The organism is Paraburkholderia sp. GAS334 (assembly GCF_050436625.1).
Lineage (GTDB): Bacteria > Pseudomonadota > Gammaproteobacteria > Burkholderiales > Burkholderiaceae > Paraburkholderia.
This window is the reverse complement of sequence record NZ_JBNDMO010000003.1, coordinates 399,169-415,547: the sequence shown is the minus strand read 5'-3', so window position 1 is coordinate 415,547 and position 16,379 is coordinate 399,169. Positions and strand designations below refer to the sequence as shown.

Genomic DNA, 16,379 nt, shown 5'->3' with positions numbered 1-16,379 from the left:
TCAAACAGCGTTTCAGTGCGGGTTGTAACCGCCGGAAGGCGTCTCGTCTGAAGGCGGTTCCTCGTCGGTGCCGCCGATCTTGTACTTTTCGGCGGCCCATGCTCCGAGATCGATCTGCTTGCAGCGGTCGGAACAGAAGGGGCGGAAGCGGTTTTCAGGTGTCCAGCGGACGTCCTTTCCGCAAGTTGGGCATTTGACGACAGTGGGCATACGGTCAGGCGATCAATCGCAAACGGGAACAGGAAGCTTCAAACATGGGGTGGATCGGGCCGGTTTCAAAGGCCGGTTTCTGACTGACCTCTCCTAAACGAGCCTTTCCGGGCTTGTACCACACCAGTAACGATATTACAGACTGCACAGCGTGAGCTGAAACGGAACGTCGACGTCGACGGATCTGGGTCTCAGGTCACCATCCTGCACTGTGAAACGCACCCACAGCATGTACTTGTTGGCGCTGGCCTCAGGGATCACCCGCAATTCCGGTGCCACCCTTACCTGCATCAACTGATACGAGCGCCCGGATAGCATCTGTTGATAGCTCCCCTGCGTTGCCATGACCTTCGACGCCTGCCCTGATTCACGCGCGAGCCGCAACACGATGGTAGCGGCGTCGCGAAGCGGCAGTAGCGGCGTGACCCATTTAGCGATGTCCTGACGGCGCTGGTCGGGGTGCGTCTGCTGCCACGCGTAGTAAGACGGCAGATCGAATTTGCAGGTGCCACCGGGAATGATCGCGCGACTGCGGATGCTTGCGAGCCATTCGTTGTCTGCAAGATGCTGGCCCGTTTTGCCCTGCATCTGCGTGAGGCCGGCGAGGGTCTGCTCGATCTCACCCAAAACCGCTTCGAGCGCGTTCTGCTCGATGCCGGGGTTGCCGCGAAACGGCGCCAGTGTCTGACGCTGCCGTTCGAGTTCTTTCATCAGGTCCGACTTCAGATCCGCGCGGCCCGCGACCTCGGCGATTTCGAAGAGGGTCGTCAGCGCAACGTGGTGTTCCCTGGCGTCTTCCTGGGTCAGAAAGAACGTGAAGCGCTCGAACAGATCTTCGAGGCGCAACAGCGTACGGATTCGCTCGTTGAAGGGATACTCGTAAAGGATCAAGCGCGCTCGCCTCTGGCGTGGTCGGTGACGGGATTGCAGGACATTCTAATGCCGTGAGACTACCCTAGCAATCACGCACTTTTTCTGCGCGTTCCAGCGCATTTTCTGCGCCTGAATCATGATGGCTGTGTGACTGGGTGGATGGGTGACCTTGTTGCTGTGTTGCTGACCGATCGTGAAGCTGGATGTGCAGTGCGGACTGCGTGGAACACGAGGGCGTGTGCGGGTTATACGAAGATTGCGCCTCGATCGTCCGAGACTAGCTGCATGACGCTCCAGCCAGCAAAACGTATTGACGATGTAACAGGTCCACGTCTTTGGCAAGCGCCTCGACAGCGGCGGCATCATTGAGGATGACGTCGTCCGCTGCGGCGCGTCGCGCGTCGCGGGTGGCCTGGCGGGCGATGATCGCGAGCACCTGTTCGCGTGTGAACGCGTTGCGACGCATAACCCGCGCGATCTGCGTCTCGACCGTGCAGTCGACGACGAGTACGCGGTCCACCCGTGTCTTCCAGCTACCCGATTCGACGAGCAGCGGTACGACAATTATCAGGTAAGGGCCGCTCGCTTCGGCTCGCTCGCGCTCGGTCTCCGCACGGATCAAGGGATGGGTGATCGCTTCGAGCCGTGAGCGTGCGGTGTCGTCGCTAAAGACGAGTGCGCGCATCTGTGCGCGGTCGAGTGAACCATCCGGTGCAACGAACGATGGACCGAATTCCCTCGCGATTGAGGACATCGCGATTCCGCCAGGCGCGGTGATGCGATGGGCGATCACGTCGGTGTCGATGATCGGCACGCCGTGCGTGGTAAAGAGATCGGCGACGGTCGACTTGCCGCTGCCGATTCCTCCCGTTAACCCGACAGAAAACATGTGTCAGCCCCCCAACGCCCGATACAGCGGCGTGCCGAGAAACAGCGTGATGGCGCCTCCGGCGGCGAGAAACGGACCGAACGGCAATGGCTCTTCGAAGCGCATCCGGCCGAACCACGTCGCGAGCAATCCAGTCACCGCGCCGGCCACTGCCGAGATCACGACGATCTGCGGCAACGCGGCCCAGCCAAGCCATGCGCCGAGTGCGGCAAGCAGCTTGAAGTCGCCGTAGCCCATTCCCTCGATGCCACGCACCAGCTTGAAAAGCCAGTGCACGCACCACAGCGTGAGGTATCCCGCGATCGCGCCGAGTACGGCGTCGTGCAGCGTCGCGAACGTGCCTTCGAAATTGATGATCAGGCCAGCCCACAACAGCGGCAGCGTCATCGAGTCCGGCAGCAGATGCGTGTCGATGTCGATGGCGCTCATCGTGAGCAGCGTCGCGCACAGGCCGAAAGCGGCGAGTGCGGTGCCTGTCGCGCCGAACGTCACGAGCGATCCGGCGGCCAGCGCTGCGCTCGCGAGTTCGATCACAGGATAGCGCAGGCTCACTCGCGCGTGGCAATGCGAGCAACGTCCGCGCAGTAGCAGATAGCTCAGCACCGGAATGTTTTCCCACGCCTTCAGCGTATGCCCGCAATGCGGACATGCGCTGCGGGGCAACAAAAGGTCATAGCGTGCGGGGAGGCTGTCGCCTTCGAACGGCTGGCCGGTCGTTTCGCTGACCTCGCTGCGCCAGGCGCGTTCGAGCATGATCGGTAGCCGGTGCGCCACCACGTTCACAAAGCTGCCGATGACGAGGCCGAGCACGACCGCGAACGCAATCTGGGCACTTACGGGCAGAGCGCCGAACGCTGCGGTGAGGCTGGCTGTGTAATAGCCGAGCGGGCCGCTGAAAGGGGAGTCGGTCAGGGACTGTATCGCGCGCATGGTTGAATGATTGGATTCGGCTGCGATGCTACACCACGTTGCCGAGTTGAATAATGGGAAGATACATCGCGATCACAAGACCACCGACGAGCACGCCCAGCACCATGATGACGAGCGGCTCGCAAAGGCTGGCAAGCGTGCCGATTTTTTCGTCGACCTGACGGTCACAGAGCGACGCGACGTCGATCAGCATCGCGTCCAGCGCGCCGGATTCTTCAGCGACGGCGACCGGTTGAACGATCTCCGGCGGAAAGCAGCGCACCGTATGCATTGCTGCGGCAAGCCGTTCTCCGCGACGCAGACGCGCGGCGATGTCGACAGTCGCACGGTCGAAGTACGCGTTGCCGGTGGCGTGCGTCAATGAATCGAAGGCGTCTGATAACGGGGTGCCTGCGGAGAGTAACGTGCCGAGCGCGCGACTCCAGCGGGCGGAGCAGAGCGTCGTGAGCAGCCCGCCGGCGATCGGCAATCCTAGCGAGAAGCGTGCGAATGCGACGCGCGCCTTGTCCGAGCGGCGCAGCACGCGCCCGATGGCGACGCCTGCAACGACGACGCATGCGAACGCAGGCACGCTCCATCGCGCGGCTGCGGATGACAGCGCGATCACGATCTGCGTTGGCACGGGTAGCTTTGCGCCGAAGCCATCGAAGATCTGCTGGAACGTCGGTACGACCCACACCAGCAGTGCTGCGGTAATGGCGAGCGCGAGCAGCAGGATCGCGACCGGATACGTGAGCGCCGCGCGTACCTTCGCGCGTTGCGCGGCTGCGCGCTCACGATCATCGGCGACGCGCGCGAGTACGGTGGCCAGCGCGCCGGTTGCCTCGCCGACGGCAACGAGCTGGCAATACAGCGCGTTGAACTGCACTGGATGCTGTTCGAGCGCGGCGGAGAAACGCAGGCCGGCAGTGATGTCGCGCGCCAGGGTGCCGATGATGCGCGGCATGCCCTCCCGGCCGCGACGTGCCGGGGATTGCGCGAGCAGGTCGAGTGCGGGCGCGAGTGGCAGACCGGCGCGTAGCAGACTGGCAAGCTGCCGGGTAAAGAGCGTGACCTCGGCGGCGCGCGCCTTCGGCCGTGATGCCGGTCCGCGTGCAGCAAGCTCATACACGTACAGGCTGTCACGCTTGAGCATCGCGCGCGCGACGGCCGCATCGGGTGCAATCACTGTGCCGTGACGCCGGGCGCCATTCGAATCGACCGCGCGCCAGGTAAAGCGCAGATCTCGCGATGACACACTCGAAGGTTGGGTGACGTTCATGCGACCTCGGTGGCGGCCAGCGCCTCGGCAAGACTTGTCGTGCCATCGCGCACGCGGGCGAGTGCGGATTCGCGCAACGTGCCGACGTGTTCCGCCTGTGCCTGTCTGGCAATCGCATGCGTGCCGGCGCGGGTGACGATCAGTTCGCGCGTGGCGTCGGATACCGGCATCACCTGATGCACGCCGATGCGTCCGCGATAACCCACGCCGTGGCACGCAGCGCAGCCTTTTGCCGCGTACGGTTTCCATCCTTCGAGTTGCGCGTCGGAAAAGCCCGCCGCGCGAAGCGCCGCCGGCGATTCCTTCACCGGCGTGCAGCACGCCGGGCACAGGCGTCGCACGAGACGTTGCGCCGTAACCATGCGCAGTGCCGCGGCCAGGTTGTAGGGCGCGACGCCGATGTCGATCAGCCGGGCGACGGCGGCGGGCGCGTCGTTGGTATGCAGTGTCGAGAGCACGAGGTGGCCCGTCTGCGCGGCCTTGACGGCGACGTCGGCCGTTTCCTCGTCGCGGATTTCCCCGACCATGATTACGTCGGGATCCTGCCGCAGGAACGCACGCAGGGCGACCGCAAACGTGAGGCCGGCCTTCTCGCGAACACTGACCTGGTTGATTCCGGCCATCTGGATTTCCGCGGGGTCTTCGACCGAGCATACATTGCGTGATTCGGCATTGAGCATCTGCAGGAAGCAGTACAACGACAGTGTCTTGCCGCTGCCGGTCGGCCCGGTGACGAGCATCAGCCCGTGCGGCGCGCGAATCGCCGCTTCGACCGCGTGTCGTTGCACACTGTCGAGCCCGAGCGCATCGAGCGAAAGATCGGCGGGCAGCGCCTCCAGACGGCGCAGTACGAGCTTCTCGCCGTGCAGCGCAGGTAGCGAATTGACGCGGTAGTCCTCGATCCGGCCCGCGGTGGCGGCAAGCCGCAGACGCCCGTCCTGCGGGATACGGCGCTCCGCGATGTCCATCCGGGCGAGCACCTTGACCCGGGTGATGAACGCATCGCGCAGATGCGCAGGCGGCTGTGCGATCTCATGCAGCACGCCGTCGACGCGAAGACGTATTCGCCAGCCGTGTTCCGCAGGTTCGATATGCACGTCGGACGCGTTACGACTGGCGGCTTCATGCAGCGTGCTGGTCAGGAGGCGGACGGCAGGTGTGCTGTCAGCGTCTAAGCTGGACGCGCCAGCATCGTGTCGGGACGGTTCGACGGTTGGTGTTGAAGCAAACGTGCGAGGAGCCGAAGACGTACCGGCGCGCGATGCCCCGGCGCTCTGTGTGGCGGACCGCCCGCGAGCCGGGGCGGCGGCATCGACGGGGTTGGCGTGCGCGGCAAAAGAAGATGCGACGCGGGGATCGGGAGAGTGCATCGGAAACCGGCCAGGGGCCGCCTGTAGAACGCGATAACTTCATCATCGTTCCTGCCGGCTCGACACACCACTCGGCCGGATGGCTAATCGCGCGTGGCTTTCTTGCCCTTCGCACCCCCGCGCGTGGCGGGACGGAAAACCTTGACCGTGCGAATCGCCTGATCGTCGCTGCGCATCACCTCGAGTTTCACTTCGCCGATTCGAACGCACACGTCGCCTTCGGGAATCTCTTCGAGCATTTCGAGGATCAGACCGTTGAGCGTTTTCGGCCCGTCGGTTGGCAGCGTGAGTTGCAGCCAGCGATTCAGCTCGCGCAGCGGCATGCTGCCCGCGACGATGCACTCGCCTTTCTCGTCCCAACCGCCGCGCGAACTGGCGCTGCGTGGAATGGATGTCGTGAACTCACCGATCAGTTCTTCGATGATGTCTTCCGGCGTCACCAGCCCTTCGAGTTCGCCGTACTCATTGACGACGAGCGCGGTGCGCTGGCGGCTCTCCTGAAAATACTGGAGTTGCTGGAACACCGGCGTGCCGGTCGGCACGAAGTACGGCTCGGCGAGTAGTTCACGCAGCGTTTCGCGCTCCAGCTCCTGGTTGTGAAGCGCGGAGAGTGTCTTTCTCACATGCAGCACGCCCAGCACGCGATCGATGTCGCCTTGATAGACGATCAGCTTGTTGTGATAGCACGTCTCAAGCTGATGCAGGATCTGTTCGAACGGCGCGTCGAAGTCGAGCGCCTCGATCCGGCGGCGCGGGATCATCACGTCATCGACGGAAATGTTTTCGAGATCGAACAGGTTGAGCAGGATGCTACGGTGCTTGGTCGGCATGAAGCTGCCTGATTCGAGCACGATGGTGCGCAGTTCCTCGGTAGACAGCCGCTGGTCGCGTCCGCCTTTGGTGTTGATGTGCAGCAGACGCAGGATGCCGTTCGCGAACAGGTTGACGAACCACACCAGCGGTCGCGCGACACGCATCATCGGCGCGATCAGCAGGCTGGCGGGCAGCGCGATTTTTTCCGGGAACGTTGCGCCCACAATTTTCGGCGTTATTTCCGCGAACACGATGATCAGAAACGCGACGATGCCGGTTGCTACCGACAGCACCACGTTGTCATGCCCGAACGTATGCAGCGCGATCGACGTGGTCAAGACAGGGATGATCGTGTTCAGCAGGTTGTTGCCGATCAGGATCACGCTCAGCAGCTGATCCGTGTGCGCGAGAAGCGTCTGCGTGGTCTTCGCGCCGAGCGTGCCCTGAGTCGCGAGATGCTTCAGGCGATGCCGGTTCAGGGCCATCATCGCCGTTTCGGAAATCGAAAAGAAACTGGAGCAGATGAGCAGCACAAAGACGGCGCTGATTTGCGCCCATAAGGGAATTTGGTCCACGCGGCGTGAAATAGAGGAAAAGGGGGATGGAGAGAAATATAGCAGAGGGTGTCACGGATGCCCGCCTGGCCGGACGGCATAGATACCCGGGCATCGCGGGCTGAAAACCTTCAGGCGAAAAAAAACCGCGCAAATTGCACGGTTTTTTCAGATTCTGGTCGGGGTGAGAGGATTCGAACCTCCGGCCTCTACGTCCCGAACGTAGCGCTCTACCAGGCTAAGCTACACCCCGAAATGACTTACTTGGACTACAACCGCATTTCAGTCTTGTTCAAGACTGTCTTGCCGTCGAGTAAGAACATAATTCTAGCAGGCTTTCTTTGTAAATGGAATCCGGGAACGAAGAAATTGCTGCGGCGGCCGCCTGTGCTTCCTGTTTTGCGCATTCGAGCGTGTGGTCCAGCGCGCCCGAGCGGGTGATGGCTTCGAAAATGGTCTCGAACCGGTCCGTGCCGCCCTGTTCGATCGCTTCGCGCGCGAGCGCCGACTGCTCCGGCGTGCCGCGCTCGATCAGGTAGATGAGCGGCAGCGTCGGCTTGCCTTCGCGCAGGTCGTCGCCAGCGTTCTTGCCCATCGATTCGGCGGTACCTGTGTAATCGAGCCAGTCGTCCATGATCTGGAACGCAGTGCCGATGCGACGGCCGAATTCCGCCGCCGCCGATTCGATTGTCGCGTCCGCACCAGCGAGCACCGCCCCGAGTTGCGCGGCAGCCTCGAACAGCTTCGCCGTCTTGTAGCGGATCACCTGCATGTAGCGGGCTTCGTCCACGTCGGCGTCGTGCATGTTCAGAAGCTGGAGCACTTCGCCTTCGGAGATGATGTTGGTCGCCTCCGACAGGATCTCCATCACGCGCATCTTGCCCACGCCGACCATCATCTGGAACGAGCGCGAATACAGGAAGTCGCCGACCAGCACGCTCGCCGCGTTGCCGAACAGCGCGTTCGCAGTCTGGCGGCCGCGCCGCAGATCGGATTCATCAACGACGTCGTCATGCAGCAGCGTGGCCGTGTGGATGAACTCGACGACCGCCGCCAGTTCGTGCCGGTGCCCCGTCGTCTCGCCCAGCGCGCCGGCCACGAGTAGCAGCAGCGCGGGGCGCAGACGCTTGCCACCGGCGCTGATGATGTACTCCGAGATCTGGTTGATCAGCATCACCTCGGACGCCAGACGGTGCCGGATAACGCGATTCACCTGCTGCATGTCTTCGGCAATCGGAGCGAGGAGGCTGGCGGCGTTGGGGGAGGGGGTGGCAGTCGACGACATGATGGCGAAAAGGGGTAGTGCCGCGAATTATAAGGCGAATCGCGGTCATTCCGCGCCGCAGCCTGCGAGATCGCTGCAGGAATTGCCGTCCGGCCAGGGCGGGCGGCCTTCCCCGAGGATGTCAACTGCTTTTGACCGCGCAGCTAACTCTATGTATAATCACGGGTTTCCGCGCGTGGTGCGTGGGGAAAATGAATACAGAGTGAGGTTCTCAATGTACGCGGTCATAAAAACCGGCGGCAAGCAGTATAAGGTTGCTGTTGGCGAAAAACTTAAAGTAGAACAGATACCGGCAGACATTGACGCTGAAATCACGCTCGACCAGGTTCTCGCAGTGGGCGAAGGCGAATCGATTAAGTTCGGTACGCCGCTGGTCAGTGGGGCTTCCGTCAAGGCTACCGTCGTGTCCCAGGGTCGTCACGCAAAAGTGACCATCTTCAAGATGCGTCGCCGGAAGCACTACCAGAAGCATGGCGGCCACCGCCAGAACTACACCGAACTGCGCATCGACGCTATCAACGCGTAAGCGCACCGGTCAAGGAGCTAACAAATGGCACACAAAAAGGCAGGCGGATCGTCCCGGAACGGCCGCGACTCCGAGTCGAAACGACTTGGCGTGAAAGTGTACGGCGGTCAGGCGATCAACGCTGGCGGCATCATCGTGCGTCAACGCGGTACGCGTATGCACCCGGGTGAGAATGTCGGCATCGGCAAGGATCACACCCTGTTCGCGCTGACGGACGGCCACGTCAAGTTCACGACGAAAGGCGCCGACAAGAAGCATCTGGTCAACGTAGTCCCGGCAGCAGCCTGAGTTTAATCAGGCACGGGCTTCAGGACCGGAACAAAGGCCCCGCGAAGTTAGCGGGGCCTTTTTCATTGCCGCTCATCGATGCAAGGGGCGGCGACTGGCCATTCGGATGATTGGTCAACGCGCGACAGTCGCGGCAAAATAGCATTAAACACGGGACGGAGTTACTCATGAAGTTCATTGACGAAGCGAGGATTGAAGTCATCGCCGGCGACGGAGGGGATGGCAGCGCGTCGATGCGCCGCGAGAAGTTCGTCCCATTCGGTGGTCCGGACGGCGGCGATGGCGGCCGTGGCGGCAGCGTGTATGCGGTTGCGGACCGCAACATCAACACGCTGATCGACTACCGCTATGCGAAGAAGCACCAGGCGCGCAACGGCGAAAACGGCCGCGGCGCGGATTGCTACGGCAAGGGCGGTGACGATATCACGCTGCGCATGCCGGTCGGCACGACCATCCTGGATATGGAAACGGGCGAGCTGATCGCCGACCTCACAGAGCACAACCAGTCGATCCAGATCGCAGCGGGCGGTTCGGGTGGGCTTGGCAACCTCCACTTCAAGTCGAGCACGAACCGCGCTCCGCGTCAGAAGACGGACGGCAAGCCGGGCGAGCGTCGTATGGTGCGCCTCGAGCTGAAGGTGCTGGCGGACGTCGGTTTGCTCGGCATGCCGAACGCCGGCAAGTCGACGTTCATCTCGTCGGTGTCGAATGCGAAGCCGAAGATCGCCGACTATCCGTTCACTACGCTGGCGCCGAATCTGGGCGTCGTTCGGGTCGGGCCGAGCCGTAGTTTTGTCATCGCAGATATTCCCGGCCTGATCGAAGGGGCAGCGGAAGGCGCCGGTCTCGGGCACCAGTTCCTGCGACATCTCCAGCGCACGGGGCTGCTCCTGCACATCGTTGACCTCGCGCCGTTCGATGACGCGGTCGATCCCGTTGCTGAAGCCCGAGCGATCGTCAATGAACTGCGCAAATACGATGAGTTGCTCTACGATAAACCGCGCTGGCTCGTGCTGAACAAGCTCGACATGGTGCCGGACGACGAGCGCGCGGAGCGGGTGGCGGATTTCCTGAAGCGGTACGAATGGAATGGCCCGGTCTATGAGATTTCGGCTCTCACGGGCCAAGGCTGCGAAGGTCTGATTTACGCCATCTACGATCACATTGCGGCGCATTCTGACGCACAGCGCGCTGCCGAAGCGGAGGATCTGGCCGCTGACGTCCGCTTCCGCGAAAAGCCCGCAGCGGACGCGGGCGGCGAGGCCGTGCAGCCGCAGGAATAACACCCCTCGCTTGAAGGCCAGCACGCTCGCGCAACCGGGCGTGTCGGCAGGCATCACGTATCCTCTTGGGAGACCGCGCACAATGCGTTCCGTCATCGCCGATTCCAGGCGCCTGGTAGTGAAAGTCGGTTCGAGTCTTGTTACGAATGACGGACGCGGGCTCGATCATGCTGCGATCGGCCGCTGGGCTGCACAGATCGCCGCGCTGCGCGGGCAGGGCAAGGAAGTCGTCCTCGTCAGTTCAGGCGCCATCGCCGAGGGCATGCAGCGGCTCGGCTGGACGAAGCGTCCACGCGAGATCGACGAATTGCAGGCCGCGGCCGCTGTCGGACAAATGGGGCTCGCGCAGGTGTACGAGAGCCGTTTTGCCGAGCACTCGATCCGTACCGCGCAGATTCTCCTCACGCATGCTGACCTGGCCGATCGCGAACGCTATCTGAACGCGCGCTCGACGCTGCTGACGCTCCTGCGGCTCGGCGTGGTGCCGATCATCAACGAGAACGACACCGTCATTACCGACGAAATCAAATTCGGTGATAACGACACCCTTGGCGCGCTGGTTGCGAATCTCATTGAAGGCGATGCACTGATTATTCTCACCGACCAGCAGGGCCTTTACACGGCGGATCCTCGTAAGGATCCGGCTGCGAAGCTCGTTGAGCAGGCCGACGCGGGTGCGCCGGACCTCGAGGCAATGGCAGGTGGAGCGGGTTCGAGCATTGGCCGCGGGGGCATGCTCACCAAGATTCTCGCCGCGAAGCGCGCGGCGCACAGCGGCGCGAATACGGTCATTGCGAGCGGGCGCGAGCCGGACGTCCTCGTGCGGCTGGCTTCCGGCGAGGCAATCGGCACGCAGCTGATCGCGCGCACGGCGCGAATCGCCGCACGCAAGCAGTGGATGGCAGACCATTTGCAGGTCCGCGGTCACGTCGTGATCGATGACGGCGCGGTCGAGAAGTTGACGGCGGGCGGTAAGAGCCTGTTGCCGATTGGTGTCGTCGGCGTGCAGGGCGCTTTCGCGCGAGGTGAAGTGATCGCCTGCCTGAATGCGTCCGGGCTTGAGGTCGCGCGCGGTCTTACGAATTACAGCAGCGCAGAAGCCAGGCTGATCCAGCGGCGCGCAAGCGGTGATATTGAGGCGGTGCTCGGCTACATGCTCGAGCCGGAGTTGATCCATCGCGATAACCTGGTGCTCGTTTAAAACACCGGGCCGGGAAGAGAAAGCTCGCCGCTCCCCACGCCCCGATCGCGATTGGACCCTGGTGTACAGCAGCACACGCTCCGTCAGCCTGTCGGCGGAAAGGCACGCATGCAAAAAAGGCGCTTCAGATCGAAGCGCCTTTTTTTGACCGTACAGCCGTTCCGTCCGGATCCCCGTCAGGCGTTCGAGCAGTCAGCCCGCAGGCCTCACCCACGGTTGCAGCTTTTAGGATCCGGCCCTCCGTTCACAACCGCCGCCCGACGTAGCGCCCAGCAAACCTTACCGAACCAGGACGCTCTGCGTTCGATGAAACTGAACGTTTTCCACGATCGTCTTCGCGTTGGCGATTGGAATCTTGTTGGCGCAGAAGTAATCCTGATAAAGCGCCGCGTGATAGGCGTTTAACGCGCCATTTTCGATACGCGAAAAGTCGTTGGCGACGGTGCGGTCCCAGCCGCTATGATCAGCGTCGAGGCCGGCGTACAGGCGCCATTCGTACGTGTCGCAGCGAATTCCCTCGTAGTTCACGTTACGCGCGCCACTCGGGCTCGTGATCACAACCGTGTACCGCACGACGCCATCGGAACCGACGCTCACCGATTTCGAGTCGAGGAAGAACTGCAGCGGTGTGTTCTGCGAGACGTCGAAAGGCAGAAGGTTGCCCTGCTGAGGCAGCGGCGGCAATTCGTCGACCTTGTTTTCAACCCAGTTGCTCGGCCTGTCCAGCAAATAGGTAAACGCGCTGTCGTCCTTATTGGAGGGATTGGAGGGAGCGCCTGAGCAGCCGGCCAGCAAGGCAGCCGTGGCGACACACGCCACGGTAAGAAAAGATGCTTTCAATATGATTTCCTGGAAACGCCGGCGCAGCAGCTAACATGCCGCACCGGCAGATGCGGCGTGAACAGCCGCACAGGGTTCAATCGCGCACGAGCGTCGACGAATGGGCAACGGAGGTTTCGATGTCCCCGCAATCCGTTTCGATCGTCGTGCGAATCGACGTCTCGACCGTCATCAGCGACCCTGACGATTCTAACGACGCGCTTTCCGCCGCCATCGTGCTCACCACCCGGGGATAGCGCGGCCCATGATGTCCGGCCAGTTTTTCCCCACGCGGCGCCGTACGACGCAGAAAACGCGACAGCTCCGTCAACGCCAACTGATACACATCCCGCTTGAACTCGATCACACAGTCGAGGGGCACCCAGTACTCGTTCCAGCGCCAGGCATCGAACTCCGGATGATCGCAGGCGCGCAGGCAAATATCGCAATCGCGCCCCACCATCCGAAGCAGGAACCAGATCTGCTTCTGGCCGCGGTAATGACCGCGGACTTCACGCTTGATGAACTTGTCCGGCACCTCATAACGCAACCAGTCGCGCGTGCGACCGATAATCTTGACGTGTTCCGGAAGCAGGCCGGTTTCTTCGTGTAACTCCCGATACATCGCTTGCACGGGGGTTTCACCATACTTGATGCCCCCCTGCGGAAACTGCCAGGAATGTTCACGGAGCCGCTTGCCCCAAAACACCTCGTTGTGCGCGTTCAAGAGGATGATGCCGACGTTCGGGCGAAAGCCTTCACGATCCAGCATACAACCACCTTCGAATCCTTTAAAATTGCCTTGATTATAAACAGATAACGGACCTGACGCACCGGATCGCACCAGAATGGAACGATTCGCCGCAAAAGGGCGTCGTCGAGGTAGTCTCCCGGATCAGACACAGCGGAGGCCCGGCCATCCGCGCAAGCCGCCGCCGCGTCGGCTTGAGGTCATGAAAGGTCCGCGAATCCCCCGTTTTATCTTTTGGACGGCTCAGATTGTGCCGCCGCTTTTGGAAAATTCTGAATGAAAGCCTCCCGTTTCTTTATCGGCACCCTGAAGGAAGCTCCCGCTGACGCCGAAATCGTCAGCCACAAGCTGATGGTGCGCGCCGGCATGATCCGTCGCGTCGCTGGCGGCATTTACAACTATCTGCCGATCGGCCTGCGTTCGATCCGCAAGGTAGAAGCGATCGTGCGCGAGGAAATGAACCGGGCAGGCGCCATCGAGCTGCTAATGCCGGCTGTGCAGCCGGCCGAACTCTGGCAGGAATCGGGCCGCTGGGAAAAATACGGTCCGGAACTGCTGCGCTTCAAGGATCGCAGGCAGAGCGATTTCGTGATGGGACCGACGCATGAAGAAGTCGTCACCGACATCGCGCGCAACCAGATCAAGAGCTACCGTCAACTGCCGGTGAATTTCTACCAGGTGCAGACGAAGTTCCGCGACGAGATCCGTCCGCGTTTCGGCGTGATGCGCGGCCGCGAATTCATCATGAAGGACGCGTACTCGTTCGATAAGGACGCAGAAGGCCTGCGCGAGTCCTATCGCAAGATGTACGACGCGTACATGCGCATTTTCACGCGCCTTGGTCTCGATTTCCGTGCGGTCGCGGCGGATAACGGCTCGATCGGCGGCAGCGGCTCGCACGAATTCCATGTGATCGCAGACACCGGCGAAGACGACATCGCCTACTGTCCGACGTCGGACTTTGCCGCGAACGTCGAAGCAGCAGACGCGCTGCCGCTGATCGCGCAACGCGCGGCGCCCGCCGAGGAAATGAAGAAGACCTTGACGCCCGGCAAGGCGAAGTGCGAGTCGGTCGCTGAGTTCCTCGGCATTCCGCTGCAACGTACGATCAAGTCGATCATCCTCGCCACCGAAAACGAAGGCGCTGAACCGACGCTGTGGCTGCTGATGCTGCGCGGCGATCACGAGATGAACGAGATCAAGGTCAACAAGATCCCGGGTCTCGGTGATTTCCGTTTCGCGACGGAAGCCGAAATCGTCGACTGGTTCGGTACGCCGCCGGGCTACCTCGGGCCGATCGGAACAAAGAAGCCGGTCAAGATCATCGCGGACAGCACGGTCGCGAACATGAGCGACTTCGTTGTCGGCTCGAATGAAGTTGACTTCCACACGACGGGCGTGAACTGGGGCCGCGATCTGCCGGAGCCGGTCGTCGCCGACATCCGCAACGTGCAAAAGGGCGATCCGTCGCCGGATGGCAAGGGCGTCATCGACATCTGCCGCGGCATCGAAGTCGGCCACGTGTTCCAGCTCGGCAAGAAATATTCGGAAGCGATGAACGCCACGTTCCTCGACGAAAACGGCAAGCCGCAGCAGATGGAAATGGGCTGCTACGGCATCGGCGTCACGCGTATCCTGGGCGCGGCGATCGAACAGAATTTCGACGACAAGGGCATCATCTGGCCGGAATCGATCGCGCCGTTCGAAGTCGTGTTGTGCCCGATGGGTTACGACCGCAGCGAAGCCGTGCGCGAACACGCCGACCGTCTGTATGCGGAACTGGTCGCGGCGGGCGTCGATGTGATTCTTGACGATCGCGGTGAACGTCCGGGCGTGATGTTCGCTGACTGGGAACTGATTGGCGTGCCGCATCGACTCGTGATCGGCGATCGCGGCCTGAAGGAAGGCAAGGTCGAATATCAGGGCCGACGCGACACGGAAGCGACGCTGTTGCCGGCTGAAAGCGCCGCGCTCACGGTGATGGAGAAGATTCGCACTGCGCTCGCCGGCTAACCGGAGCGGACGGTGGAGTACAACTTCCTGTCCGCGACGGTTCTGCTGATTCTGATCACGGACCCGCTCGGCAATATTCCTCTTTTCATCGGTTGCCTGCGGGGCGTCGCGCCGCATCGGCGGATCGCGGTGATCCTGCGCGAAGTGGCGATCGCATTTGTGATCCTGCTGGTATTCATGGTCGTCGGCGACCGCTTTCTGCGGATGATGAGTCTCACCGACCTGTCATTGCGGATCGGCGGCGGGATCGTACTGTTCCTGATCGCGCTGCGGATGATCTTCCCGCATCCGGACGGCCCGTTCGGCGGCGATGTGCGCGGCGGCGAACCGCTGATTGTGCCGCTCGCGATTCCGGCGCTGGCGGGTCCGTCGGCGCTCGCGACGGTGATGCTGCTGGCGTCTCAAGCGCCGGGCAAGACGGTCGAATGGATCGGCGCGCTGACGGTCACGATGATCGTCTGCGCGATCGTGCTGGTGCTGGCCGAGCGGATTCAGGCGTGGCTCGGCGAGCGCACCGTGATGGCCTTCGAGCGGCTGATGGGGCTCGTGCTGGTGGCGATTTCGGTGGAGATGATTCTCGCGGGCATTCGCGCGTTCGTGCATCAGCTGTGACACAAGCACGCGTTGGCGCGAGCAGGCAATAAAAAAGCGACCCGAGGGTCGCTTTTTTCATCGAGACGCAAGCGAAAATCCGAAGCTCAAGCGCCTTCAGTCAACGCCCGAATGGTGGGCAGATTGCGCCAGTAACCCTTCGCATCCATCCCGCAACCAAACACATAACGGTCAGGCACTTCGAAGCCGCAGAAGTCCGGACGCAGCGGCTTTGCCTTCGGAATGATCTTCTCGCACAGCACCGCGCTCATGAAGCGCTTCGCGCCCATCGCGAGAATACGGTCGCGGATCGCGGCCATCGTCTCGCCTTCATCGAGGATGTCGTCGAGCACGAGCACGACGCGATCCTTCACCGACTCAGCCGGCGCGACGCGCCACTGCATCTCGCTCCCGCCTTTGGTCGTGTTGCGATAGCGGGTGAGGTGGATGTAGTCAAACTCGAGCGGGAAATCGAGGTGCGGCAGCAGCATGCCGGTGAACACCGCGGCGCCGCCCATCACCGACAGCACGAGCGGGAACTCTTCGCTCATCTCGGCACGGATGGCGTCGGCCATGCCGCTGATCGACGCATTGACGTCGCTGGCCGAAACGATTTCTTCGGAGTGGCTGAAAATGTGGAGCGCTTCTTCGCGGTTCATGACGTCTGGCGAGCGGTGACTGTATACATAGTGTGAGAGAGAACGACAGCGGCTGCAATCAGG

General features: G+C 62.1%; 16 protein-coding genes, 1 tRNA gene and 1 pseudogene. 6 read left to right on the top strand and 12 right to left on the bottom strand.

What is annotated here, in order from left to right; all coding sequences use genetic code 11:
• Positions 1 to 12: 12 nt before the first annotated feature.
• The 9 genes and pseudogenes from yacG to P3T21_RS08775 all read right to left on the bottom strand — a co-directional run bounded on the left by yacG (position 13) and on the right by P3T21_RS08775 (position 8,185).
• Positions 13 to 210 carry a DNA gyrase inhibitor YacG gene (gene yacG / locus P3T21_RS08815; protein ID WP_429255531.1) on the bottom strand — a complete coding sequence of 66 codons (198 nt, stop codon included), beginning with the start codon at positions 208 to 210 and terminating at the stop codon, positions 13 to 15.
• A gap of 135 nt (positions 211 to 345) precedes the next feature.
• On the bottom strand, positions 346 to 1,101 hold the full coding sequence (zapD, locus tag P3T21_RS08810; protein WP_429255530.1) for a cell division protein ZapD: 756 nt from the start codon (positions 1,099 to 1,101) through the stop codon (positions 346 to 348).
• A 259-nt stretch (positions 1,102 to 1,360) separates the two neighbouring features.
• A complete protein-coding gene (coaE, locus tag P3T21_RS08805; protein WP_429255529.1) occupies positions 1,361 to 1,972 on the bottom strand; it encodes a dephospho-CoA kinase in 612 nt (203 codons plus the stop codon).
• Between the two features lie 3 nt (positions 1,973 to 1,975).
• Positions 1,976 to 2,902 carry a prepilin peptidase gene (locus P3T21_RS08800; RefSeq protein ID WP_429255528.1) on the bottom strand — a complete coding sequence of 309 codons (927 nt, stop codon included), beginning with the start codon at positions 2,900 to 2,902 and terminating at the stop codon, positions 1,976 to 1,978.
• Between the two features lie 28 nt (positions 2,903 to 2,930).
• Entirely contained in the window at positions 2,931 to 4,163 is a 1,233-nt protein-coding gene (locus P3T21_RS08795; protein ID WP_429255527.1) for a type II secretion system F family protein, read from the bottom strand.
• Positions 4,160 to 5,350: pseudogene (locus P3T21_RS08790) on the bottom strand (GspE/PulE family protein); the annotation flags it as partial. The gene P3T21_RS08795 and the pseudogene P3T21_RS08790, both read right to left, overlap by 4 nt.
• 266 nt (positions 5,351 to 5,616) lie before the next feature.
• Positions 5,617 to 6,921: an HlyC/CorC family transporter gene (locus P3T21_RS08785; RefSeq protein ID WP_429255526.1), complete on the bottom strand. Its 1,305-nt coding sequence runs from the start codon at positions 6,919 to 6,921 to the stop codon at positions 5,617 to 5,619.
• A gap of 155 nt (positions 6,922 to 7,076) precedes the next feature.
• Positions 7,077 to 7,153 (bottom strand) — tRNA-Pro (locus P3T21_RS08780).
• Between the two features lie 39 nt (positions 7,154 to 7,192).
• Positions 7,193 to 8,185 carry a polyprenyl synthetase family protein gene (locus P3T21_RS08775; RefSeq protein WP_429255525.1) on the bottom strand — a complete coding sequence of 331 codons (993 nt, stop codon included), beginning with the start codon at positions 8,183 to 8,185 and terminating at the stop codon, positions 7,193 to 7,195.
• A 214-nt stretch (positions 8,186 to 8,399) separates the two neighbouring features.
• On the opposite strand from P3T21_RS08775, the gene rplU reads away from it, so the two are divergent.
• The 4 genes from rplU (at position 8,400) to proB (ending at position 11,483) form a co-directional block, all read left to right on the top strand.
• Positions 8,400 to 8,711, top strand: a complete 312-nt coding sequence (gene rplU, locus P3T21_RS08770; protein ID WP_007180329.1) for a 50S ribosomal protein L21 — start codon at positions 8,400 to 8,402, stop codon at positions 8,709 to 8,711.
• Positions 8,712 to 8,735: 24 nt separating this feature from the next.
• A complete protein-coding gene (rpmA, locus tag P3T21_RS08765; RefSeq protein ID WP_090538089.1) occupies positions 8,736 to 8,999 on the top strand; it encodes a 50S ribosomal protein L27 in 264 nt (87 codons plus the stop codon).
• A gap of 167 nt (positions 9,000 to 9,166) precedes the next feature.
• Positions 9,167 to 10,282, top strand: coding sequence for an Obg family GTPase CgtA (cgtA, locus tag P3T21_RS08760; RefSeq protein WP_429255524.1), 1,116 nt, complete (start codon positions 9,167 to 9,169; stop codon positions 10,280 to 10,282).
• Between the two features lie 82 nt (positions 10,283 to 10,364).
• Positions 10,365 to 11,483, top strand: a complete 1,119-nt coding sequence (gene proB, locus P3T21_RS08755; protein WP_429255523.1) for a glutamate 5-kinase — start codon at positions 10,365 to 10,367, stop codon at positions 11,481 to 11,483.
• Positions 11,484 to 11,762: 279 nt separating this feature from the next.
• On the opposite strand, the gene P3T21_RS08750 is transcribed toward proB, so the two are convergent.
• A complete protein-coding gene (locus P3T21_RS08750) occupies positions 11,763 to 12,323 on the bottom strand; it encodes a CNP1-like family protein (RefSeq protein WP_429255522.1) in 561 nt (186 codons plus the stop codon).
• A gap of 76 nt (positions 12,324 to 12,399) precedes the next feature.
• The gene (locus tag P3T21_RS08745) at positions 12,400 to 13,074 is read right to left on the bottom strand and encodes an RNA pyrophosphohydrolase (protein ID WP_429255575.1); all 675 of its coding nucleotides are present in this window, start codon (positions 13,072 to 13,074) and stop codon (positions 12,400 to 12,402) included.
• 255 nt (positions 13,075 to 13,329) lie between these two features.
• On the opposite strand from P3T21_RS08745, the gene P3T21_RS08740 reads away from it, so the two are divergent.
• Both P3T21_RS08740 and P3T21_RS08735 read left to right on the top strand, forming a co-directional pair.
• Positions 13,330 to 15,066, top strand: coding sequence for a proline--tRNA ligase (locus tag P3T21_RS08740; protein WP_429255521.1), 1,737 nt, complete (start codon positions 13,330 to 13,332; stop codon positions 15,064 to 15,066).
• 12 nt (positions 15,067 to 15,078) lie between these two features.
• Positions 15,079 to 15,678, top strand: coding sequence for a MarC family protein (locus P3T21_RS08735; RefSeq protein ID WP_429255520.1), 600 nt, complete (start codon positions 15,079 to 15,081; stop codon positions 15,676 to 15,678).
• 86 nt (positions 15,679 to 15,764) lie between these two features.
• On the opposite strand, the gene P3T21_RS08730 is transcribed toward P3T21_RS08735, so the two are convergent.
• On the bottom strand, positions 15,765 to 16,316 hold the full coding sequence (locus tag P3T21_RS08730) for a hypoxanthine-guanine phosphoribosyltransferase (protein ID WP_429255519.1): 552 nt from the start codon (positions 16,314 to 16,316) through the stop codon (positions 15,765 to 15,767).
• Positions 16,317 to 16,379 lie beyond the last annotated feature (63 nt).

Excerpts from the sequence above, each read along its gene's own strand:
- coaE (WP_429255529.1), bottom strand. The coding sequence starts at position 1,972 with ATGTTTTCTGTCGGGTTAACGGGAGGAATCGGCAGCGGCAAGTCGACC.
- yacG (WP_429255531.1), bottom strand. The coding sequence starts at position 210 with ATGCCCACTGTCGTCAAATGCCCAACTTGCGGAAAGGACGTCCGCTGG.
- P3T21_RS08795 (WP_429255527.1), bottom strand. The coding sequence starts at position 4,163 with ATGAACGTCACCCAACCTTCGAGTGTGTCATCGCGAGATCTGCGCTTT.
- P3T21_RS08740 (WP_429255521.1), top strand. The coding sequence starts at position 13,330 with ATGAAAGCCTCCCGTTTCTTTATCGGCACCCTGAAGGAAGCTCCCGCT.
- P3T21_RS08775 (WP_429255525.1), bottom strand. The coding sequence starts at position 8,185 with ATGTCGTCGACTGCCACCCCCTCCCCCAACGCCGCCAGCCTCCTCGCT.
- cgtA (WP_429255524.1), top strand. The coding sequence starts at position 9,167 with ATGAAGTTCATTGACGAAGCGAGGATTGAAGTCATCGCCGGCGACGGA.
- proB (WP_429255523.1), top strand. The coding sequence starts at position 10,365 with ATGCGTTCCGTCATCGCCGATTCCAGGCGCCTGGTAGTGAAAGTCGGT.
- P3T21_RS08745 (WP_429255575.1), bottom strand. The coding sequence starts at position 13,074 with ATGCTGGATCGTGAAGGCTTTCGCCCGAACGTCGGCATCATCCTCTTG.
- P3T21_RS08800 (WP_429255528.1), bottom strand. The coding sequence starts at position 2,902 with ATGCGCGCGATACAGTCCCTGACCGACTCCCCTTTCAGCGGCCCGCTC.
- rplU (WP_007180329.1), top strand. The coding sequence starts at position 8,400 with ATGTACGCGGTCATAAAAACCGGCGGCAAGCAGTATAAGGTTGCTGTT.
- rpmA (WP_090538089.1), top strand. The coding sequence starts at position 8,736 with ATGGCACACAAAAAGGCAGGCGGATCGTCCCGGAACGGCCGCGACTCC.
- P3T21_RS08730 (WP_429255519.1), bottom strand. The coding sequence starts at position 16,316 with ATGAACCGCGAAGAAGCGCTCCACATTTTCAGCCACTCCGAAGAAATC.